Raw genomic sequence first — 21,378 nt, forward strand, 5'->3', positions numbered from 1 at the left:
ATGTCCGCCCACCTCCCCACCGTATCCCTGATCGGCGCCGGTCCTGGCGATCCCGAACTGCTGACGCTCAAGGCCGTCAAGGCCCTGGGCCGCGCGGACGTGGTCCTGGTTGATGACCTGGTCAATCCCGAAGTCCTGCAGCACTGCCCGCGCGCGCGCATCGTGCATGTGGGCAAGCGCGGGGGCTGCCGCTCGACGCCGCAGGAATTCATCCAGCGCCTGATGCTGCGCTACGCCCGCCAAGGCCTGCGCGTGGCGCGCCTGAAAGGCGGCGACCCCTGCATCTTCGGCCGCGGTGGCGAAGAAGCGCAGTGGCTCAGCGACCACGGCGTCGCCTGTGAAATCGTCAACGGCATCACCGCCGGGCTAGCCGCGGCCACGTCCGCCGGCATCCCGCTCACGCAGCGCGGCATGGCCCAGGGCGTTACACTCATCACCGCGCATTCGCAAGACGGCGCGACGCCCGATTGGTCTGGCTTGGCGCGCAGCGGCACGACGCTGGTCGTCTACATGGGCGTGGCCAAGGTGCACGACATGCGCAGCCAGCTGCTGGCTGCCGGGATGGCCCCGGACACGCCCGTCGCGATGATCGAGCGCGCATCGCTGCCTGGCCAGCGGGTCTGCGCCTCGACGCTGACCGCCATGGCGGCCGACGCCCAGGCCTTCCGGTTGCGCAGCCCGGCCGTGCTGGTCATCGGCGACGTTGCGGCTTGCCGGATGTTCGGCGTGCTGGACGACGCGGCCGGCGCGACGATTCCGCAACGCCGCATGGCCTGAGGTTTGCGCGGTGCCCCGCGCATTGATAACGCATAGAGATTCCGATGGCCGAACGCCACATGCCGCCGCCGCTGCGCTTTCTGCTCGCCGCCCGCCGCAGCGAGCTCCAGGGCCTGGAAGCCCTGGCCGCCACCTGCGATCTGGTGCTGCGCATCAGCGCGCTGGTGCACGCGCTGCAAAAAGAGCGCGGCTATTCCAACCTGACCCTGTGCAGCCCCGCCGACCGGCTTGAGCCGGCGCTGGCGGGCCTGTCCAGCGATGCGCAGGCGGTTGAGACCGACGTGCGCGCCTTTCTGGACGGCCTGGAAGCCGACCCGGCAGGCGCCAGCGGCCGGGCGCGCCTGCTCAACTGCATCGCGTATGCCCTATTCCGGCTGGACGAACTGCCCGCCTTGCGCCGCGAGGTCCGCGACCGGCGCGTGCCGGTCGAAGACGCCGACGCCCGTTTTACCCAGGTGATCGGCAGCCTGCTGGCGGTGGTCTTCGAGGCCGCAGACGCCTCGCTCGACCCCGGTGTGACGCGCCTCCTGGTGGCGCTGTTGAATTTCATGCAGGGCAAGGAACTGAGCGGCCAGGAGCGCGCCTGCGGCGTCATGGGCTTTACCGCCGGCTGGTTCGACGACGCGCGCAAGGCGCGGATGCTGGGTCTGGCGGCGAACCAGGCGCGCAGCTTCGGTGTCTACACGCAGTACGCGCAAGGGGCGCCGCTACAGGCGTGGGATCAGGTTCAGCAACAGGCGCAGCCGGTGCAACGCATGCGCGACATGGCGCAACACACCAGCGACGCGCAGCGCGTGGACACCGGTCTGGCCGAACTGTGGTTCGACCTGTGCACCGCACGCATCGACGCCATGCGCACGGTCGAGACGCAACTGGCGCAGGAACTGGCGCAACAGTGCGCGCGCCGCATTGCCGACACCCGCCAGGAACTGGACGACCGCCGCCTGCTGCTCAGCCGGTACACGGATCACGCCAGCGGCCGCGCGCCCAGCATGGTGTTCAGCGTGCAAAGCCGCATCCTGGACGTGCCCCCCGAAGACGGCGTGGGCAACGAAATGGAACGCTCGATCCTGGACATGATGCGCGAGCAGACCCTGCGCATGCAGCGCGCCGACGACGCGCTTAGCAGCGTGCGCGGCGCGCTGGACGAAAGAAAGCGCATCGACCGCGCCAAGCTGCTTCTGATCAGCCGCTACGGCCTGACCGAGCAGGCCGCGCACGAACGCCTGCAACGCGCGGCAATGGACGGCGGCCTGTCGCTGGCGGACGTGGCGCGGCAGATCATTGCCCAGCTGGGCGGCAACTGAATCGCCGCGGGTTGCGGCGGCCGGCCCCGCTGAAGGCGGTCCAGCGGAACATAGGCTAGCGGAACACCCGCTGCACCAGGCTGACGGCTGCTGCCGCCAGCGCCACGCCCGCCACCACCCGGAAATGGTCCAGGCTGGCCAGCAGCACCGCCTGCTCGTTCAGCAACTGCGCGATCCGCGCCGTGGCAAGCTGCTGGGCCTGCCCCGGCCCCGCCACCGCCGCAAAGTGGGCGGATAGCTGCGCCATCACCGCTTCGAAATGCGCGTTGCCGGTCGCGATGCCCGTCTGAAGCACCGTGTAGTGCCGCGACGTGAACCACTGCTGGCCGACGGTGGCCAACATGATGCCCAGCGCCTGGCCAACCTGCGCCAGCATGTTCTTGACCTGCTGGGCATGGGCGAACACCGCGGGATCGCCCGTCAAGCCGGTAAAGGTCTGCATCGCGGTCGTGGGCATGAGCATCATGATGAAGACGCCATAGCAGGCCAGCGCCGGCAGCACATCGGTCCACAGGTTGGCAGTGGGAGTCAGGCGCGACATCAACACGCCGAACGCCGCCAGCGCCAGAAAGCCGGTCACGAAGAACTTGCGCGGCGACGGCCAGCGCGGCAGCAATTGCGACATCACGGCCCAGGTCATGACCCCCGCACCCAGTCCCATCGCAAAGAATTCACCCGCCGTCATCCAGGTCTGACCCAGCCCGCGTTGCAGCATCAGCGGCACCAGATAGCCATTGGCGCCAAGCATCACATAGCAGGCCATGAACAGGCCCAGCCCGCAAAGGAAACGCACTTCCTTCATGCCGCCCAGCCGCAGCAGCGGCGCGCAGTTGCGCGTTTCGGACCACACAAAGTAGCCCAGCGCGGCCACGCCCGCCGCCGCGGACAGCGCCAACCACGCAAACTCGCTGAAGAAGTCGTAGTAGGCGCGCTGCAAGGCATGCAGCACCAGGAAACTGCCCGCGCCCAGCGCGGCGATCGGCGCGAGGCGCACGTTGCCGGACAGCACCGACCCCGCCTCGCGGCCCGGCATGACCAGCATCACCGGCGCCATCGCCAGCAACGACAGCGCCGCGATCAGCCAGAACATCAACGGCCAGCCGTCGTGCTCGACCGCCATCGCGGCCAGCCAGGGCGCCAGCGCCGTGCCCACGCACAGCCCCGTCGCCAAGGCCTTGATGCCCAGAAATCGAGCCGGACTGGGCGGAATCAGGTTGACCGTCAGCCGCGACGACGTGAGCATCGCCGCGCAGCCCGCCGCCATCAGGACGCGGCCCAGCAGAAATTGCCCCGGATCCTGCGCCAGCGCGCACAACGCGGCCCCCGCGCCGGCGGCGGCCAATGACGCCAGCAGGTAGGCGCGCAGGCCCAGCCGATGCGTAAGCCACCCCTGCAAGGCGATCATCATCACCGCCACGCAGGCGTAGATGAGCGCGATATGGGTATATTCCTCGGGACTGGCGCCGATTTCGCCCATGATGGGCGCCGCGCCAAACGTCGCCATGCCGTTCTGCAGAAAATCGATGAACGTCAGGGCGCCGATGACCAGCAGCAGCGCGACCGGGGGTTTCGGTGGGGACATGATGCGCGGGCTCAGCGGTTGGCGTCGATGATGGCGCGCACCTGCGCGTCGGCCTGGGCCAGCTCGTCGGCATACACGGCCGTCGTGTAGACCTGCAGTTCTCCTTGCGCCGCAACCAGCCGTTTGCCGTCGCGCGTCTCGGTGTCCACCTCGACCCGCATCGACAGGCCCAGTTGCAGCGGTTGCGCCGCCACCTCCGCCGGGTCCAGCGCGATCCGCACCGGTACGCGCTGCACCACCTTGATCCAGTTGCCGGTGGCATTTTGCGCGGGCAGCAGCGAGAAGGCGCTGCCGGTGCCGGCGTCCTGGCCGAGCACGCGGCCGTGATAGACCACGCCATCGCCATACAGGTCGGTCGTCAGCCGGACAGGCTGGCCAATACGCACATTGCGCAGTTGCGATTCCTTCAGGTTCGCCGTGACCCACAGCTGGTCCAGCGGCACCACCGACATCAGCGGCGCGCCAGCGGCCACGCGCTGCCCGACCTGCACGCCGCGCTTGGTCACCACCCCGCCCACCGGCGCGACGACTTTCGTGCGCGCAAGGGCCACGCTGGCGTTGCGCAACTGCACGGCCGCGGCCTGCACGTCCGGGTGCGATTCGACCGTGGTGCCGTCGATCAGCGCATGGTTGCGCTTGAGCTGTTCGCTGGCGACCGCCAGCGCGGCGCGCGCGGTGCGCACGGCCTGCTGCGCGTGCACCAGTTCCTCTCCCGGAATGGCGCCGATCCTGGCCAGCGCCGACCGGCGCGCCACGTCTTCCTCGGCGCGGGCCAGGTCCACCTTGCGCAGCGCCACGGTGGCGCCGTCCTGCCCGGCCATCGCGAACTGGCCGCGCACCTGCCGCACGCTGCGCGCCAGATTGGCGCGCGCCGCGTCCAGCGCCAGTTGCGCGTCCACCCCGTTCAGCTCGATCAGCACCGCCCCCGGTTCGACCCTGTCGGTGTTGTCCGCGCGGATCGCGGTCACCACCCCGCCCACCTGCGGCGTCACCTGCACGACATTGCCTTCGACGTAGGCGTCTTCCGTCGACACCCAGCGGCCGTCTGCATGCGCGGCATACGCGCCGGCCAGCAGCGCGACCGCCAGGATTGCCGCTCCGCCGGCGGCCACCTTGCGCGCGAAGGCGTTGCGCGGCCGGGATGAGGGGGATGGAGAATTTGGGGCGGCTTCGGTGTTCATGGCTTGCAAGCTTGAGAGAGGAATGATCGGGCGGGATGGCGGCTTATGACCGGGTTTGCGTCACAGCGCCGGAATCGGCGGTCGCGGGAGTCTCGGATGCGCCGGGCAGATAGCCGCCGCCCAGCGCGCGGATGAGTTCCAGATGCAGCGTGCGGTTGCGCGTGTCCAGTTCGATCAGCAACTGCTTTTGCTGCAGCACCTGACCTTCGGCGGACAGCACCTGCAGGTAGCTGCCCACGCCGCTCCGGTAGCGCGCGGACGCCATGTCGTAGGCCTGCTGCGTGAGGCGCAACGCCTCGCGCTGCTGGGCCGAGCGTTCAGCCTGCCACCGCAGGGACACCAGTTGGTCCACCACGTCATGCAGCGCCGTGACCAGCGTGCCGTTGTATTGTTCGACCGCCGCGTCGTATTCCGCCTGGCGCGCGCCCAGGTTGCCGCGCAGCCGGCCACCGTCAAAGACCGGCAACGACACCGCCGGGCCAATGCCCAACACGCGGCTGCCGGCGTTTAACAGGTCCGATAGCCCCAGGCTCTGCAAGCCGGCAAACGCGGTCAGGCTGACGTTGGGATAGAACTGCGCGCGAGCGGCCTTGATCTCGGCCCCGGCTGCTTCGGCGCGCCAGCGCTGCGCCACCACGTCGGGCCGGCGGCCGACCAATTCCGCCGGCACCGTCGTCGGGATCGCCTCGGCAAAACGCCCGCGAAGCGCCGGCCGCCCCAGCTGAATGCCCGCATCGGGGCCCCGGCCCACCAGGGCGGCGACCTGATTGCGCGTCAGCGCAATCTGCTCGTTCAACGCGGCAATGCGCTCGCGCGTGGCGGGCAGCGCAGCTTCGGCCTGTGTCATGTCCAGACGTGAATCCAGCTGCGCGTCGACGCGGCGCTGCGTCAACGTTAGCGTGGTCTCGCGTTGGCGCAGCGTCTCTTCAGCCAGATCGCGCAGTTGGTAGGCAGCGTCAAGTTTCAGATACGCGCGGACCAGCGAGGTCGTGAGCATCAGCTCGGCGGCATGCAGGTCCACCTCGGCGGCCTGCGCGCGTTGCAGCGCCGCGTCCAGCGCCGCCCGGTTCTTGCCCCAGAAATCGATCTCGTAGCCCACGCCCGCCTGCAGGTCCGCCGTCCAATCCCAAGCGCCGGCCAGCGGCTGCGGCGTGGTGCTGTGCTCGCTGAACCGCTGGCGCGTCGCGCGGCCGCTAAAGTTTCCTTGCGGCGACAGCGGCGCCCCCGCGACGCTGGCCAGCGCGTCGGCCTGCCGCACCCGCGCCGCCGCCGCCCGCAGGCTGGGCTGTTCGGCCAGCGCAGCCAGCACAAGCTGGTTCAACTGCGCGTCGCCGAAGGTCTCCCACCACGCCTGCGTCGGCCACGCAGCCGGCGAGACGGGCGATCCTTGCAAGGATGCGCTGACTGCCAGCCCGTTCGCGCTGCCGATCGACGATTGGGTGTGCAGACCGCCCGTGCTTGCACATCCGGCCAGAACAGACGCAGCCAGGACGAGGCCTGCACTGCGCCATAGGCGCGGGAGGCAATGGATAGACGATATGGGCGCTTGCATGGTCGAGAGAGCTTTTAATATGCCCAGGCTGTATATGCCTAGGCAGATAAATGGATAAAAAAAATCGCCGCCGGAAAACCTACTCCGCCCGCGCGTTGATCAGGATGCGAGACAGCAGCTTGTGCAGCACCTGCGCTTCGGCTTCCGAAAAGCCATCCAGCAACTGGCGAAACGCGAATTCGGTAGCCTGGCGCGCCTGCGGAAACGCCGCCTTGCCCTGCTCGGTCAGCTCGATCAGCGAGCTGCGGCGGTCGGCTTCGTTTTCGACGCGGCGGATAAAGCCCTTGGCCACGATCCGATCCAGCAGCCGGGTCATCGCGCCCGAGTCATACGACAGCACGCGGCAGAAGTCGCTGAGCGTGCGGCCCCACCCCTTGACGATGCAATTGAGCACAACGTACTGCTGAACCGTGATCTGCAGCGGCGCCAGTTCGCGGTCCAGCGCATCCAGAATGCCGTTGCGCACGGAGGTCACCAGGAAACCCAGTTCGCCGGTGCACAGTTCGTCCAGCACGGAAGGCGTTGCGTTGCTCATGATGGGTCTGGCGCGTCGCAGTTGAAATCAATGAATGGGATATTAGCTGCCTAGGCAGTTACTTAGCAAGGGGAATCTTTTGAGGCGTGGTGAATTCGGAACGCCGCGTCGACGTTATCCGATGCCGATCCGCCGCGCGCCCTCGCGGAAAAGAGCCTGCGTCTCGGGCTCCAGCCGGAACGAGGCCAGAAAGTCTTCTACGCGGTACGACGGCTGCGCTTTGCGGATCGCCGGCAGAAATCCAAGCGCCTGGTCCGTCCTGCCAGCGAGCGCCAGGCAGCACGCCGCAATTGCCAGGATGTGCACGTGCGCATTGGGCCGGGCGGCCGCCTTGACCGCCCACCCCGCCGCCTCGTCGATCCGGCCCAGCCGCACCAACGCCAGCGCACGCACGGCCAGCATGCCGAAGAGCAGCGGATCGAAGGGGCTGAGGTGACGCGAATGGTCTGAGGCGCCGATGGCCGCTTCGGCATCGCCCATCTGGCAATCGACAAAACCCAGCGTGTAATGCGCCAGCGCGAAATTCGGACTCAGGTCCACGGCGATCCGCAACTCGCTCACCGACTGGTCCTGGCTGCCGCGCAGCCACAGCGCGCGCCCCATCGCCCAATGCGCCGCCGGATCCCGGCCATCGGCGATCAGGCTTTGCCCGGCGGACTCGAATGCCTGATCGATGGCCGCCTCCTGCTCGCCCCAGCGCTGGAATGCCGTCTGCCAATGCGTGAAGGACAAGCCCGCGTAGGCGCGCGAGAACGTCGGATCCAGCCGGACCGCCATCTCGAAGAAGTGGCGGGCCTGTTCGTTGTCAGTGCGGTTGAACCGGTACATATGCCACAGGCCGCGATGATGCGCCTGCCAGGCGTCCAGCGAATTGGGCGGCGTCAGGATGGCGCGGTTGCGCTCGGCGGCCTCGATCTCGATGTCGACCGACGCCACGATCCGGTTGCCGATCTCGTCCAGCGCCAGCAAGGCGTCGTCGAACGGATGGTCAAGCACGTCCGCCCAGACGACACGCGCGGTGCGGGATTCGACGAGCTGCACGTCCACCGCCAGGCGGTGCCCTTGGCGCCGCAGCGAGCCGCTGACCACGTAGTCCACGTTGAGCGTGCGCCCGGCCTCCTCCGGTCCCACGCTGCGTTGGTCCAGGGCAAACACGGTGCCCTGCGCGATGACGAACAGGCTGCGCAGCTTTGCCAGCCGCGCGATGACGTCAAAGGCCAGCCCGTCCGCCAGCCCGCCCCGGACGCCCGCTTGCGCCGACCTATCCACGAACGGCATGACGGCGATCGATGCCCGTCCGCGCCGGTACGGCAGCGCGTCGGCCGGACGCGTTGGCAAATCCGTGTCGGCCACGTCCTGCGGCGCGATCCGGGCCGCAGACGCCTCCGGCAGCGGGGCAGGTTTCATCAGCGCTGCGGCGCCTGCCGGGGCCGGACTCAACGCGGGAACCGATGACGGGCCGCCGCCTGCCCGCCGGGCGCGCACATCGCGCCACGCTTCGCGCAGCGGCCGCCCATCCAGCCCCTCGGCCTCGAAGGCGCGCACGGCCGCGGCCAGATGCTCCTCGCCTTCACGCCATTGCCCGCGCAGTCCCAAGGCGTCCAGCTTCAGTTCATGGGCCTGGGGATCGAACGGCACGAGCGCGAGCCACGTGTCCAGGCAGGCAAACCGTTCCTCCGACCCCTCGGGCAGGAGAACGGCCTGATTCGCCAGCACGGCCGTGTGGCAGGCCCGCAGCCGCCGCCGCTGCGCGGTCAGCCAGCTGTGAAAGAACGGGCTGCGGCCAATTTCCAACCCTTCCAGAAAGTCCCCCGCGAACATGGCCGCAAGCGCGCGCAGACGCTCCGGGCTGGCCTTGCGTATACCCGCCTGCATGGCCGCCCCGATGTCGATGACGTCCACACGGCAGTCGGACAGGTCCAGGCGCACGGCGTCCTGCATCGTCTCGACCCGGCGGCGGCCGGGCTCGTCCAGCAGGCCCCGCGCCTTGCTCAGGCACCAGCGTAGTTCGCCGCGCGGATCGTTCGGAATGTCCCACAGCAGTTCGCACAGGTGCGAGCGCATCACGGCGTTCGGGGCCAGCGCCAGGTACGCGATCAGCGCCCGCAGCTTGCGCGACGGCGGCAGCGCAAGCGGGACGCCGCCCCGGCTGATGCGCATCGGCCCCAGCATGTGCACGTGGATGCCCGCGCCGGACGAATCCACGCCGGACGAATCCACGCCGGATTCCACGCCCGCTACCACGCTCGCCTCCACGTCCCGTTCCTATCGTTGTTTCCGGGGCGCACGGCACGCGAACATCGTCGCGGCGCTGGTTGCATCACCCCGGCGCGCTGGCCACGGATGCCGTCGCGCACCCCACGCACTAACGGAGACTCACCATGTCCATTTCCTCCCTTGCCACCAGTGACGTGCGCGAAACCGCACAGCCCGACCTGGCTGCCTTGAAGACCCGCCAGCAAGGCACCTGGTCCTCCGGGGACTACGCCGTCGTCGGCACCACGCTGCAGATCGTAGGAGAACAGCTTTGCGAAGCCCTTGATGTCCGCGCCGGCCAGAAAGTGCTGGACGTCGCCGCCGGCAACGGCAATGCAACACTGGCCGCCGCCCGCCGCTGGTGCGACGTGACCTCGACCGACTATGTGCCCGCGCTGCTGAGCCGCGGCCGCGAGCGCGCCGCCGCGGAGCGCCTGAAGGTCGAATTCCAGGAGGCCGACGCCGAGGCGCTGCCGTTCCCGGACGCGTCGTTCGATGTCGTGATGTCGACCTTCGGCGTCATGTTCACGCCCGACCAGGACAAGGCCGCCGCCGAGCTGATGCGCGTGTGCAAGCACGGCGGCAAGATCGGCCTCGCAAACTGGACGCCCGACGGCTTCATCGGCCAGATCTTCAAGACCATCGGCAAGCACCTGCCCCCGCCCGCCGGAGTCAAATCCCCCGCGTTGTGGGGCACCAAGGCGTGCATCGAAGAAATGTTCGGGCCGCAGGCCGCATCGATCACGTGCGAACCACGTCACTTCGTGTTCCGCTACCGCTCGCCCGAGCACTGGATGCAGGTCTTCAAGACCTACTACGGCCCGTTGCTCAAGGCGTTCGGCGCGCTGGACCCCGCGGCGCAGACGGCGCTGACGGCCGACATCACCGCCCAGATCGACCGCTTCAACCGGTCCGGCGATTCGGCGGTGGTGGTGCCCAGCGAATACATGGAAATCGTGATCACCCGCCGGTAAGCGCATGGCAAACCCCGCCTCGCAAGAGGCGGGAGCTTCCTGGCGGCTGGCTGTGTGGTCCATGGCGCAGCGCCCTCCCGGCTGTCGTCCGGCGGGCGCCGGGCAACCGTTGTAGAGGAACCTTCCGTTGAAGTAGGCAGCGGCATGCCCCGCCGCTGCCGCACTGGGTGCGAGCCCATAGCCGAAATCATACGCCCGCGACTCGCCGACCGGCGCAAATGCAGGCGCGCGTGAATCCGACGTGTAAAGACTAGGTGTCTGACACCCTGGCGAGACGGTCGCCGCACCACGGATGTGCCCCAAGGGTGTCAGACACCAGCGCACCTGAGACACCGGCGCACCTGCGCAGCAGCCCCTACGGCAAGTTCTCGCGGAAGATCACCTGGCTGCGCGCCAATTCCACCCCGTTCATCGCGCTGCGCTTATCCCGCAAATTGCTGAAAATGCGCACGCAGCTCATCAGCGCTTCCATGGGGCTTTGCGTGATGACGGCGTCCATCGTGCCGTCGATCAGGAGGGCACGCGTGTCGGGCGTCAACCCGTGCCCGATGAAAACCACGCGGTGCTGCTGCCCCGCCTCTTTCAACGCCCGGGCCACGCCGTCCGATGCGCCGCCAATGTTGTAGATGCCGGCAAGCTGCGGATACTGCTCCAGCAACTGGCGCGTCTGCTCGTAGTTGCGCTGCGCATCGTCATAGCCTTCGCGCAGGTCCACCACCTGCATCGCCTGGAACTGCTCGGCATACAGCTGTAGAAATCCGCTTTCGCGCTCTTCATGGGCGCGGTAGTGCCGCGATCCCGCGATCAGCGCGACGTGCGCCGCGCGCAGGCCGATGAAGCGCGCGATCAGGTAGCCGGCCGTGCGCCCCGCCGCGCGGTTGTCCAACCCCACGTACGCCGTGCGGGCGCTGTTGGCGATGTCGGAAATCAGCGTCACCGTGGGCACGCCCTGCTGCGCCAGCGCGTTGACGGCCTCGCGCACCACCGGATGTTCCAGCGCCATGAATGCGATTCCGTCGGCGCGCTTGCCGTGCTTGGCCAGCGCCTGCGCCAGTGCGTCCGGATTGAAGCTTTCCACGTATTCGACGTGGCACTTGGCGTTCAGCGGCGCAAAGTGCTCGTGCGCAAAGTTGACGGTGTCGCCCAGCATGCGCAAATAACGGTTGCTGCCGCGCGGCAGCAGGAACACCAGCCGCATGGGCTCGGGCGCGGCCGCCGCATACGCGGCTTCGTCCGGCAGATAGTCCAGATCGATGGCCGCCTTGAAGACCTTTTGCGCGGTGGCCGGGCGCACGCCCGGACGGCGATTGAGCACGCGGTCGGCGGTGGCGGTGGACACGCCGGCGCGGGCGGCCACATCGGCCAGGCGGGCAAGTCCACGGGAGGAGGCGGTTTTATTCACATCAAAAACCATCATGAATAAGATTTGACGATGATACCGCCTATTCACTATTGTCCACTCTGCCGCACGGCTTAGGCGGTTTTGTGGCACATCAAAAAACATCATAAGCACGACAACGGAGACAACCATGAAGCTGCTTACACGCCGCAGTGCCCTGCGCCGCCTTTGCGCGGTCCCCGCCCTTGCCGTCGCCGGCACCGGCTTTCCGCTGATCGCCCGCGCCGCCGATTACTCGCTCAAGTACGGCAACAATCTGCCGGTGACGCATCCGCTGAACATCCGCGCGCAGGAAGCGGCCGAACGCATCCTCAAGGAAAGCAACGGCCGCGTTGACATCAAGATCTTCCCGAACAACCAGCTTGGCGGCGACACCGACATGCTGGCCCAGGTGCGTTCCGGCGGCATCGACTTCTTCACGCCGTCCGCCCTGGTGATCGCCACGCTGGTGCCGGTGGCCGCCATCAACGCGGTCGGCTTCGCGTTCAAGGACTACGACCAGGTCTGGAATGCCATGGACGGCGCGCTGGGCGCCCACGTGCGCGCGGCCATCGCGCAGCGCAAGCTCTATGCCTTTGAAAAGATGTGGGACAACGGCTTTCGCCAGACCACCAGCAGCAAGGGCCCTGTCAATACCGCCGCCGACATGGACGGCCTGAAGATCCGCGTGCCGGTGAGCTCGCTGCCGATCTCCATGTTCAAGGGCCTGGGCGCCGCCCCTGCCAGCCTGCAATTCAGCGAGGTCTATTCGTCGCTGCAGACCAAGGTGGTGGACGCGCAGGAAAACCCGCTGCCGATCATCCAGGTCGCCAAGCTGTACGAAGTGCAGAAGTACTGCTCGCTGACCAAGCACATCTGGGACGGCTACTGGTTCATCGCCAACGGCCGCATGTGGGAAGGCCTGCCCGCCGACCTGAAGACGGTCGTCGCGCGCGGCATCAATGAAGCGGGCCTGGCACAGCGCGAAGACATCAAGAAGCTCAACGCCTCGGTGCAGTCCGACCTGGAATCCAAGGGCCTGGTGTTCAACCAGCCGTCGGCCGACAGCTTCCGCGAGCAACTGCGCACCGCGGGCTTCTACAAGGAATGGCAGGGCCGCTTCGGCAACGAGGCCTGGGGCCTCCTGGAGCAGTCCGTCGGCAAGCTGGCCTGAGGTCGCGCGTCATGGCCTCCCTGTCCGCTCCCCACGCCGCGGCGCCCGCGCTGCCGGCCAATCCCCTGCGCCGGGCGGCCGGCGCGCTCGACACCGTGCTGGGCACCGTGGTCGAACACGTTGCCGCAGCCATCGTGCTGGTCGAGATCATCGTCCTGTTTGCCGGCGTGGTGGCGCGCTACGTGTTCCATAGCCCGCTGGTCTGGTCCGATGAACTTGCCTCCATCCTGTTCCTCTGGCTGTCCATGCTGGGCGCCGTCGTGGCCCTGCGGCGCGGCGAACACATGCGCATGACAGCGCTGGTGAACAATGTCAGCCCGGCGCGCCGGGCACAGCTGGAAACCGCGGCGCTGGCGGCATCGCTGGCCTTCCTGGTGCTGATCCTGGCGCCCGCCATCGAATATGCGCACGAAGAGCATTTCATCATCACGCCCGCGCTGGAGCTGAGCAACGCCTGGCGCGCCGCCGCCATCCCGGTCGGCATGGGCCTGATGGGCATCATCGCGCTGCTGCGCCTGTTGCGCACGCAGCCGCTGCCGCAGGTCGCGATGGCGCTGACCGGCGTGGCCGCCGTCGTCGGCATCTTCTGGATGGCGCAGCCGCTGTTCTCGGGGCTGGGCAAGCTGAACCTGGTGATCTTCTTCGTGGGCATCGTCGCCGCCACCGTGTTCTCGGGCGTGCCGATCGCGTTCTCCTTCGCGCTTGCCACGTTCTCGTACCTGGCGCTGACCACCAACACGCCGATGGTCGTCATGGTGGGCCGGCTGGACGAAGGCATGTCGCACCTGATGCTGCTGGCGGTGCCGCTCTTCATCTTCCTGGGTTCGCTCATCGAAATGACGGGCATGGCGCGCGCCATGATCCAGTTCCTGGCCAGCCTGCTTGGCCACGTGCGCGGCGGACTGTCCTACGTGCTGATCGGCGCCATGTACCTGGTGTCCGGCATCTCGGGTTCCAAGATCGCCGACATGGCGGCCATCGCGCCCGTGCTGTTCCCCGAAATGAAAAAGCGCGGCGCCAAGCCCGGCGATCTGGTCGCCCTGCTGTCGGCCACCGGCGCGCAGACCGAAACGATTCCGCCGTCCATCGTGCTCATCACCATCGGTTCGGTGACGGGCGTGTCGATTGCCGCGCTGTTCACGGGCGGCCTGCTGCCCGCCGTAGTGCTGGGCCTGGCGCTGTGCACCGTGGTCTGGTGGCGCTACCGCAAGGAAGACCTGAGCCTTGTGCAGCGCTTCACCTTCAAGGAGATCGGCCACTTCTTCATGATCGCGCTGCCCGCCGTGGCCCTGCCCTTCGTGATCCGCGCCGCCGTCGTCGAAGGCGTGGCGACCGCCACCGAGGTCTCCACCATCGGCATCGTGTACTCCGCCGTCGTGGGCCTGTTGATCTACCGCTGCTTCGACTGGGCGCGCGTCAAGCCCATGCTGATCGAGACCGCGTCCCTGTCCGGCGCCATCATGCTGATCGTGGGCTGCGCGACCGCCATGGCGTGGGCGCTGACGCAATCGGGCTTCTCGGGCGACCTGGCCAAGCTGATGGCGGGCATGCCCGGCGGCAGCTACGGCTTCCTGGCGGTGTCCATCGTGGCCTTCATCATCCTGGGCAGCGTACTGGAAGGCATCCCCGCCATCGTGCTGTTCGGTCCCCTGCTGTTCCCGATCGCGGTGCAGGCTGGCGTGCACGAGGTCCACTACGCGATGGTCGTGATCTTTGCGATGGGCATTGGCCTGTTCGCCCCGCCCTTCGGTGTCGGTTACTACGGCGCCTGCGCCATCAGCCGCGTCGATCCCAACGAAGGCATCCGCCCGATCTGGGGCTACATCGGCGCACTGCTGATCGGCCTGATCGTCGTGGCCGCCTTCCCCTGGTTCTCCATCGGTTTCCTGTGACGCGACGCGGCCCCTCGCGGGCCGCGCCCTTCCCGTCCCTCAGCCACCCCTTTTAAAAAGATCCATCATGAGTCGTTTCCTAGGCGAGATCCGCCAACTCGGTTATGTCGTGCACGACATCGAAGCCGCCATGGACTACTGGAGCACCAAGCTCGGCGTGGGCCCCTGGTACTACAACCCCCGCGTGCCGATCGTGAACTATGAATACGACGGCCAACGCCACGAGCCCCACAATTCCGTCGCCTTGGCCAACTCCGGCTACGTGCAGGTCGAACTGATCCAGACCCGCAACGACGTGCCGTCCATGTACCGCGACTTCCTGCAGGCCGGCCGCACCGGGCTCCAACACGTCGCCTACTGGACCGAAAGCTACGACGCCGATCTGGAGCGCCTCTTGGCGCAGGGCTTCAAACCCAAAATGAGCGGCGAAGTCGGCGAAAAGGGCCGCTTCATCTATTTCGACACCGAATACCACCCCGGCACCGTCATCGAGCTCTCCGAAGTCGCGGGCCCCAAGGGCCGCCTCTTCGACCTGATCCGCGAAAGCTCGGTGAACTGGGACGGCAAGGATCCCGTCCGCGCCTTCCCCGACCTGAGCCGCCTCTGATACGCCCCTGCCGCACACCGCCACCATGAATTCCCAATCGTTTACCGCCACCTACCTGATTGAAACCCCCGTCGACCCCGCCAAGGTCGCGGAAGTCATGGCCGGCGAGCAGTCCTGCGGCACCTTCACGCGCGTTCAGGGCGAAACCGACGAGCTGCGCGCCCGTGCACGCGCCCGCATCGAATCCATCGAAACGCTGGAAACCGTCGACGTGCCCAGCCTGCCCAACGCCTATCTGGCGCGCCAGGCGGGCGGCATGCCCGGCAAATTCCAGCGCGCGCGGATTCGCATCGCGTTTCCCGTCGCCAACGTGGGCGCCAACCTGCCCACGCTGGCGGCCACCGTCGGCGGCAATCTGTACGACCTGGGCGAGGTCACCGGCTTGCGGCTCGAAAGCATGGAACTGCCCGCCAACTATCGCGCACAATTCGACCTGCCGCAGGTCGGCATTGCCGGCACGCGCGCGCTGACCGGCGTGGACAAGGGTCCGCTGGTCGGCACCATCATCAAGCCCAACGTCGGCCTCTCGCCCGAGCAAACCGCGCATCTGGTGGCCCAGCTTTGCGCGGCCGGCGTGGACTTCATCAAGGACGACGAGGTGTGCGCCAACCCGGCCCACGCCCCGCTCGCCCAACGCGTCGCCGCCGTGATGGCCGTGGTGCGTGCGCACCGCGAACGCACCGGCCGCAACGTGATGGTCGCCTTCAACATCACCGACGAAACCGACGCAATGCGCCGCCACGCCGACCTGATCGAACGCGAAGGCGGCACCTGCGTCATGGCCAGCCTGAACTGGTGCGGCTATTCGGCCATCCAGACCTTGCGCCGCAGCACGCCGCTGGCGCTGCACGGCCACCGCAACGGCTTCGGCGCGCTGTCGCGCCACCCGCTGCTGGGCATCGGCTTTCAGGCCTACCAGACGCTGTGGCGGCTGGCGGGCGTGGACCACATGCACGTGCACGGCCTGCAAGGCAAGTTCTCGCAGGAAGACAGCGAAGTCGTCGACTCGGCCCGGGACTGCCTGGCGTCGCTGACGCCAGGCATCGACGACGCCGTCATGCCCGCCTTCTCGTCCGGTCAATGGGCCGGCACCGTGCCCGCCACCTGGGCCGCCGTGCGCAGCGACGACCTGCTCTTCATGTCGGGCGGCGGCATCCTGGCCCACCCCGACGGGCCCGCCGCCGGCGTGCAGAGCATCCGCCAGGCCTGGCACGCCGTGCGCGACAACCAGACCCTGCAAGACTACGCCCGCAACGCGCCCGAGCTGCAGCGCGCGCTGGAATTTTTTGGAAGCCGCGCATGATTGGCGGCGCCGCGCCGCAGGTGTGCTGGTATGGCGACGACTTCACCGGCGCCACCGACACGTTGGCCGAGGTCGCTCGCGCCGGGCTGCGCAGCCTGCTTTTTCTGAGCGTGCCTTCTTCCGCACAACTGGAACGTGCCGGGCCATTGGATGCCATCGGCATCGCGGGCGCCGCCCGCGGCATGGCGCCTGCGGAGATGACGGACGAGCTGCGGGCGGTCGGTGCATTCATGGCAAGCATCGGGGCGCGCGTGCTGCACTACAAGTGCTGTTCCACCTTTGACAGCGCGCCGCACGTCGGCAGCATTGGGGTGGCGGTGCGCGAATTGCGTCGGCATTTTGCGAATTCCATCGTGCCGATCGTGGGTGGGCAGCCCAGCATTGGCCGGTATTGCAGTTTTGGAAACCTCTTTGCTCGCGCGGGGTCCGCGCTGGAGGTTCACCGCATTGATCGCCACCCGGTAATGAGTGTGCATCCCGTCACGCCGATGCACGAGGCGGATCTGCGGTTGCACCTGGAGGCGCAGGGTTTGGCGGGCATACGCTCGGTGCCGCACACGGCCTACCCTTCGGCCTTGGAACCAGATGCGAAAACGGTTGCAGCCACAGCCGATGCCACCGCCGCGCACTCAGCCGCGCTCGATGCCTGGATCGATCAGGTCATCGACAGCACCGACGGTCCGCTGCTGCTGGATCTGGTGGACGAATCGCAGCTCCCCGTCATCGGCCGTTTGATTCAACGCGCCGCTTCCCGCGACCCCCTCTTGGCCGTCGGCCCCAGCAGCGTGCAACAGGCGCTGGCCCGCGCTCGGCCCGAGGGGTACGCCGGCGCGGCACCGGCGACGCCACTCGGCCCTGCCAATGGCCCGGTGCTGGTCGTCGCGGGCAGCCTGTCGCCCGTCACCGCCCGGCAGATCGCCGCGTGCGAAACCTATACGCGCCAAGCGCTGCACGTCGAACGGCTGCTGGCGGATGACGACTACGCCGCGCAACAGGTCGCATTGGCCGCCGCCACGCTGGCCCAGGGCCGCAACGTGCTGGTGCATACCGACAAACCTGCCGGCGCCGTCAACGCAGACCAGACCGCCGCCACCGCCCGCGCCACGGCGCGGCTGGTCGCGGACATCGTGCGCGCCAGCGCCCAGGCCGGTCACCGGCTGAACCGCATTGGGATTGCCGGTGGCGACACGTCCAGCCAGGCAACGCTTGCGTTGGGACTGTGGGGATTGGCGTTTCGCTGCGTGCTGGCGCCCGGCGTGACCGTCAGCGTCGCACGCAGCGACGATCCGGTGACGGATGGCGTTGAGCTGATGCTCAAGGGCGGGCAGATGGGTGGGGATCGGCTGTTTGACGAGTTGGCGGCCGGCAAGGTCTGACCCCCGGCCCACGCGTTCTGACGTGCCGGGGAGGCTAACGGCCATGCCAATACCGTCTCGCACGCTCGCGCTGTCCCCACACTTCCAACGCATCCGGCAGCGACGCCGCCATCACGGCGCCGTCCCGGTCGCTACGCCAGAAGCTGGCGCCCGCCCGGCTCCAACGCAGCTCCACCGCCCGTGCCGGGTGGCGGAACCGGTTCAGGTGCCCAGCCTGCGCAATGGCATGGACGGCCTGCGTCGCGTTCACCAGGTCATGCCCCGACGACGACCCTGACCCGTGATGCGGCGCCAGCACCACATCGGCACTGGCAAGCCCCTGCGCCACCATGTCCCGCTCCTGCGCCACGCCGACGTCCCCTGTCAGCAACAGAGAATGGCTTTCCCCCTCCACGCGCAGCACGCAACTGTCGGCATTGCGGTCATCTGCCTTCGCGCTGCGTTCTGACGGACCCGGATGCAGGAAGGTGAACAACACCCCGTCCGCTTCCCACCCGAGTCCACGTTCGCACCGCGCCATCGTATCGGGCAACACCGGTTCGGCATTACCGACGTCGGGCCACAACCTTGCGTCGCGCCGTAGATAAGCGGGCAGATCGAACGACGTATAACTTCGCCCCACCGGCACCGCCCCCAGCACCGCGCGCGTGCCGCCGACATGATCCATATCTGCGTGCGACAGCACCAGCACATCCAGCCGCCCTATCCCCCGCGCTTGCAGAAATGGCGCGACGACCCGTTCGCCCGCATCGCTGCCGCCGTAGCTGCGCGGGCCCGCGTCAAACAGCAACGACTGAGTCGCCGTTTCCACCAGGATGGCGCTGCCCTGCCCCACGTCCATCGCGCTCATGCGCCAATGGCCCGGCTCAGGCTTGTCGGGCCGCCAGAACAGCAACGGCAGCATGCAGAACCACCCAAGGTGCCGACCCGGCCAACCCTTCGCCTGCAGCGCCCAGATCATGCCCGCCACCGCCAGCAGCAGCCAGGGCCAGCCGGCCGCGGCAACCGGCACGCTCGACCAGCTTGCATTGCCGACCCACGCAACCGGCGTCATGGTCAGGTCGAACGCGGCCAGCCCGGCCTGCCCGGCCAACGCCGCCAGCGCCTCGGCGCCGGGCACGGACGACAGTGCCGCGCACAGCAACGCCAGCGGCGTCACGATGAATGTCACCGACGGAATGGCGACGGCATTGGCAAACGGCGAACCCAGCGACACCTGATGCACCAGAAAGGCCAGCAGCGGCATCAGTCCTACCGTGACCATCAGCTGCACGTGCACGGCCTGCCGCAGCCGGGCCGCGCATCGCGCGCGCCAGCTGGCATCCACATCGATCGGCGCGGCCGCGATGCGCAACAGCACCGCCACCGCGCCGAACGACAACCAGAAGCCCGCAGACATCGGCGCCCATGGGTCCAGCGCCACCACGGCGGCCGCCGCGCAGGCCAGGACCCGATCACCCGACAAGGGCAGCCGCGACAACGCCGCCCCCAACACCACCAGCAGCATGAAAAACGTGCGGCGTGCGGGCACGCCCCAGCCCGCCAAGAGGCAATACAGCAACGCAACCACCGCCGCTACCGCCCCGCCGGCAACGCGCGCAGGCATCCGCTCAGCCAGGCCCACGCCCCGCCACCGCACGCGCCGCCAGAGCGAAGACGCCAGCAAGCCAGCAATACCGGCAATCGATGTCACGTGCATGCCGCTGATCGACACCAGATGCGTGATGCCGCTGCGATTGAAGATCCGCCAGTCGTCGCGCGCCACGCCAGCCTGATCCCCAATCGCCAACGCAATCAGCACCGGCGCGTAACGATGCTCGCCCAACGCCGCGCGCATGCCCTCGCGCACGAGATGCCGGGCGCGTTCGATGGCAATGCCGGGCGTGGCCCACGGCCGGTCGTCCAGGAGGACGGGTTGCCCGCGCACGGTTCCCGTGGCGCGAATGCCGTTGGCAAACATGCGCCCCTCCACGTCCGGCCCCGCGGGGTTGAGCAACCCATGCGGCCGCCGCAGCACCAGCGCCATTCGCCACACTTGCCCGGGCAGTACCTGCGGCACGGCCTGGTTGGACCCCGCGCCAGCCTGCCAGGTGACCTGGACGTGCGAGGGAACGCCGGGACGAGCGGGCGGCATCACCTCGGCCAGGAAGCGCTGACGCTTCGCGTCGCCATCGGGCAATGCGGCCACGCGCAACACCAGCCGCGACACCTGATCCTGATGCGCGTCGGCAAGCCCATCGTCCAACCGTTGCTGCGCTTGCAGCGCCGCATTCAAGAAGCCGGCCGAAAGCCCCAACGCCAGCGCCGCCAGTACCCGCCATTGAAAATTCCCGACGCGAACCCACACGGCGCAGGACGCAGCGCACCCGGCCGCCGCCAGCCACAGCCCAATCGAACCCGGCAGAGACGGCAGCATCTGCACCAGCCCCGAGCCCGCGACAAACGCAATACAGAACGAGCGGCCCGTGATGGCGTTCTCCCAGAAACCGAAGAGAATAGGTCACGGCAAGAATGGGATTAGCGGCAAGTGAACGAATCGATCCCCCTCGGCCAGCCGCCACCGTCCGGGCGTCAATGCAATAGGCCAAACGAAGAAATGGATTGGGTCTGGCTCCCCGTCAGACCATGTGCACGCCATTGCTTGAGCGGCAGCACACGGCCTGGGGGCTCTTCAAAGTTGAGGTTAGTTGCCGACCGGAATCGGATTGTCGGCGATCGACTGATTGAAGGCGTTGACGAGTTCATGCTCGCTGGAGCCAGGGTTGTCTCGCAGGGCTTGAATGGCATCGACATACACTTCGTCCTTGCCACTGGCCAAGCCTTTCATGGTGTCCGCCACGAAGTCGGCCAGCGGCATGGCGCGTGCATCCCCACTCTTGAAAATCAGGTCAGTATCGACCCAGGGCGGCGCAACCTCGATGACCTTCACTCCGCTCTGACGCAGGGAAAAGCGTTGCGACAGCGTGTAGGAGTGCATCGCGGCCTTGGTAGCCGAATAGAAAGCGTTGGTGGCGATCGGAACGAAAGCCAGCACCGACGAGTTATGAATCACAACGGCATTGGCTTGCTGCTTAAGATGGGGCAGCAATGCGGCGGTCATGCGGACGGGGCCAAGCAGATTGGTGTTCACCGTTGCAAGAATGCTGGCCTCGTCGACATCGCCGGCGGCGTCGTCAAAGGGCATGATGCCGGCATTGTTGAAAAGCACATTCAGTTTTGGATAGTCGGCAACCAGTTTTGCTGCCACCGCCTTGATCTGAGTCGGGTCCTGGACATCCAGCTCGATGCCTTGCATACCCGGATTGGCGCGGGTCACTTCATCCAGCAAAGCCTTGCGACGGCCACTGATGATGACTTGGTTGCCCAGCCTGAGAAAAGCCTCCGCAATACCGCGACCAATGCCTGAGGTGCCGCCAGTGATGAATATCGTATTTCCGGTCATGTTCATGATGAATCCTTTAACAACAAGTGAGATAACGGGTTC

16 protein-coding genes are annotated in these 21,378 nt (G+C 67.6%); 8 read left to right on the top strand and 8 right to left on the bottom strand.

The genetic code is table 11. The features are described from left to right. Window positions 1-777 carry a uroporphyrinogen-III C-methyltransferase gene (cobA, locus tag H4P35_RS15325; RefSeq protein ID WP_226846154.1) on the top strand — a complete coding sequence of 259 codons (777 nt, stop codon included), beginning with the start codon at window positions 1-3 and terminating at the stop codon, window positions 775-777. A 44-nt stretch (window positions 778-821) separates the two neighbouring features. Then, window positions 822-2,084, top strand: coding sequence for a nitrate- and nitrite sensing domain-containing protein (locus H4P35_RS15330; RefSeq protein WP_223575935.1), 1,263 nt, complete (start codon window positions 822-824; stop codon window positions 2,082-2,084). 55 nt (window positions 2,085-2,139) lie between these two features. Here the strand turns inward: H4P35_RS15330 and H4P35_RS15335 are convergent, their stop codons facing one another. From H4P35_RS15335 to H4P35_RS15355, 5 genes are all read right to left on the bottom strand, one after another. Further along, window positions 2,140-3,666 (bottom strand): MFS transporter, encoded by a 1,527-nt coding sequence (locus H4P35_RS15335; protein ID WP_226846155.1) that lies wholly within the window; start codon window positions 3,664-3,666, stop codon window positions 2,140-2,142. Between the two features lie 11 nt (window positions 3,667-3,677). Continuing rightward, window positions 3,678-4,847, bottom strand: coding sequence for an efflux RND transporter periplasmic adaptor subunit (locus H4P35_RS15340; RefSeq protein WP_226846156.1), 1,170 nt, complete (start codon window positions 4,845-4,847; stop codon window positions 3,678-3,680). A 43-nt stretch (window positions 4,848-4,890) separates the two neighbouring features. Beyond that, window positions 4,891-6,399, bottom strand: coding sequence for an efflux transporter outer membrane subunit (locus H4P35_RS15345; protein ID WP_226846157.1), 1,509 nt, complete (start codon window positions 6,397-6,399; stop codon window positions 4,891-4,893). A 79-nt stretch (window positions 6,400-6,478) separates the two neighbouring features. Continuing rightward, complete coding sequence (locus H4P35_RS15350; protein ID WP_226846158.1) at window positions 6,479-6,934, bottom strand: MarR family winged helix-turn-helix transcriptional regulator; 456 nt, start codon at window positions 6,932-6,934, stop codon at window positions 6,479-6,481. Between the two features lie 114 nt (window positions 6,935-7,048). Then, window positions 7,049-9,190 carry a transcriptional regulator gene (locus H4P35_RS15355; protein ID WP_226846159.1) on the bottom strand — a complete coding sequence of 714 codons (2,142 nt, stop codon included), beginning with the start codon at window positions 9,188-9,190 and terminating at the stop codon, window positions 7,049-7,051. Between the two features lie 125 nt (window positions 9,191-9,315). On the opposite strand from H4P35_RS15355, the gene H4P35_RS15360 reads away from it, so the two are divergent. Beyond that, window positions 9,316-10,164 carry a class I SAM-dependent methyltransferase gene (locus tag H4P35_RS15360; protein WP_226846160.1) on the top strand — a complete coding sequence of 283 codons (849 nt, stop codon included), beginning with the start codon at window positions 9,316-9,318 and terminating at the stop codon, window positions 10,162-10,164. Window positions 10,165-10,519: 355 nt separating this feature from the next. Here the strand turns inward: H4P35_RS15360 and H4P35_RS15365 are convergent, their stop codons facing one another. Further along, window positions 10,520-11,581: a LacI family DNA-binding transcriptional regulator gene (locus H4P35_RS15365; protein ID WP_226846161.1), complete on the bottom strand. Its 1,062-nt coding sequence runs from the start codon at window positions 11,579-11,581 to the stop codon at window positions 10,520-10,522. 112 nt (window positions 11,582-11,693) lie between these two features. Between H4P35_RS15365 and H4P35_RS15370 the strand changes: the two genes are divergently transcribed. From H4P35_RS15370 to H4P35_RS15390, 5 genes are all read left to right on the top strand, one after another. Next, complete coding sequence (locus H4P35_RS15370) at window positions 11,694-12,716, top strand: TRAP transporter substrate-binding protein (RefSeq protein WP_062840772.1); 1,023 nt, start codon at window positions 11,694-11,696, stop codon at window positions 12,714-12,716. 11 nt (window positions 12,717-12,727) lie between these two features. After that, complete coding sequence (locus H4P35_RS15375; RefSeq protein ID WP_226846162.1) at window positions 12,728-14,608, top strand: TRAP transporter large permease subunit; 1,881 nt, start codon at window positions 12,728-12,730, stop codon at window positions 14,606-14,608. Window positions 14,609-14,675: 67 nt separating this feature from the next. Next, entirely contained in the window at window positions 14,676-15,215 is a 540-nt protein-coding gene (locus tag H4P35_RS15380) for a VOC family protein (protein WP_056318999.1), read from the top strand. A gap of 25 nt (window positions 15,216-15,240) precedes the next feature. Then, window positions 15,241-16,518 (top strand): ribulose-bisphosphate carboxylase large subunit family protein, encoded by a 1,278-nt coding sequence (locus tag H4P35_RS15385; protein ID WP_226846163.1) that lies wholly within the window; start codon window positions 15,241-15,243, stop codon window positions 16,516-16,518. Continuing rightward, window positions 16,515-17,894, top strand: coding sequence for a four-carbon acid sugar kinase family protein (locus H4P35_RS15390; protein WP_226846164.1), 1,380 nt, complete (start codon window positions 16,515-16,517; stop codon window positions 17,892-17,894). The genes H4P35_RS15385 and H4P35_RS15390 overlap by 4 nt, the downstream gene beginning before the upstream one ends. A gap of 34 nt (window positions 17,895-17,928) precedes the next feature. Here H4P35_RS15390 and H4P35_RS15395 read toward each other — a convergent pair whose 3' ends face one another. Together H4P35_RS15395 and H4P35_RS15400 are read right to left on the bottom strand one after the other, a co-directional pair. Continuing rightward, window positions 17,929-20,310 carry a DNA internalization-related competence protein ComEC/Rec2 gene (locus tag H4P35_RS15395; RefSeq protein ID WP_226846165.1) on the bottom strand — a complete coding sequence of 794 codons (2,382 nt, stop codon included), beginning with the start codon at window positions 20,308-20,310 and terminating at the stop codon, window positions 17,929-17,931. Between the two features lie 267 nt (window positions 20,311-20,577). After that, complete coding sequence (locus tag H4P35_RS15400; protein WP_180098503.1) at window positions 20,578-21,342, bottom strand: SDR family oxidoreductase; 765 nt, start codon at window positions 21,340-21,342, stop codon at window positions 20,578-20,580. Window positions 21,343-21,378 lie beyond the last annotated feature (36 nt).

It is taken from the genome of Achromobacter sp. 77 (assembly GCF_020541125.1).
In the GTDB taxonomy this organism is placed as follows: domain Bacteria; phylum Pseudomonadota; class Gammaproteobacteria; order Burkholderiales; family Burkholderiaceae_B; genus Achromobacter; species Achromobacter mucicolens.

Bases quoted from the DNA above. Each gene is read 5' to 3' on its own strand.
- cobA (WP_226846154.1), top strand. From the start codon at position 1: ATGTCCGCCCACCTCCCCACCGTATCCCTGATCGGCGCCGGTCCTGGC.
- H4P35_RS15330 (WP_223575935.1), top strand. From the start codon at position 822: ATGGCCGAACGCCACATGCCGCCGCCGCTGCGCTTTCTGCTCGCCGCC.
- H4P35_RS15335 (WP_226846155.1), bottom strand. From the start codon at position 3,666: ATGTCCCCACCGAAACCCCCGGTCGCGCTGCTGCTGGTCATCGGCGCC.
- H4P35_RS15340 (WP_226846156.1), bottom strand. From the start codon at position 4,847: ATGAACACCGAAGCCGCCCCAAATTCTCCATCCCCCTCATCCCGGCCG.
- H4P35_RS15345 (WP_226846157.1), bottom strand. From the start codon at position 6,399: ATGCAAGCGCCCATATCGTCTATCCATTGCCTCCCGCGCCTATGGCGC.
- H4P35_RS15350 (WP_226846158.1), bottom strand. From the start codon at position 6,934: ATGAGCAACGCAACGCCTTCCGTGCTGGACGAACTGTGCACCGGCGAA.
- H4P35_RS15360 (WP_226846160.1), top strand. From the start codon at position 9,316: ATGTCCATTTCCTCCCTTGCCACCAGTGACGTGCGCGAAACCGCACAG.
- H4P35_RS15365 (WP_226846161.1), bottom strand. From the start codon at position 11,581: ATGATGGTTTTTGATGTGAATAAAACCGCCTCCTCCCGTGGACTTGCC.
- H4P35_RS15370 (WP_062840772.1), top strand. From the start codon at position 11,694: ATGAAGCTGCTTACACGCCGCAGTGCCCTGCGCCGCCTTTGCGCGGTC.
- H4P35_RS15375 (WP_226846162.1), top strand. From the start codon at position 12,728: ATGGCCTCCCTGTCCGCTCCCCACGCCGCGGCGCCCGCGCTGCCGGCC.
- H4P35_RS15380 (WP_056318999.1), top strand. From the start codon at position 14,676: ATGAGTCGTTTCCTAGGCGAGATCCGCCAACTCGGTTATGTCGTGCAC.
- H4P35_RS15385 (WP_226846163.1), top strand. From the start codon at position 15,241: ATGAATTCCCAATCGTTTACCGCCACCTACCTGATTGAAACCCCCGTC.
- H4P35_RS15390 (WP_226846164.1), top strand. From the start codon at position 16,515: ATGATTGGCGGCGCCGCGCCGCAGGTGTGCTGGTATGGCGACGACTTC.
- H4P35_RS15395 (WP_226846165.1), bottom strand. From the start codon at position 20,310: ATGCTGCCGTCTCTGCCGGGTTCGATTGGGCTGTGGCTGGCGGCGGCC.
- H4P35_RS15400 (WP_180098503.1), bottom strand. From the start codon at position 21,342: ATGAACATGACCGGAAATACGATATTCATCACTGGCGGCACCTCAGGC.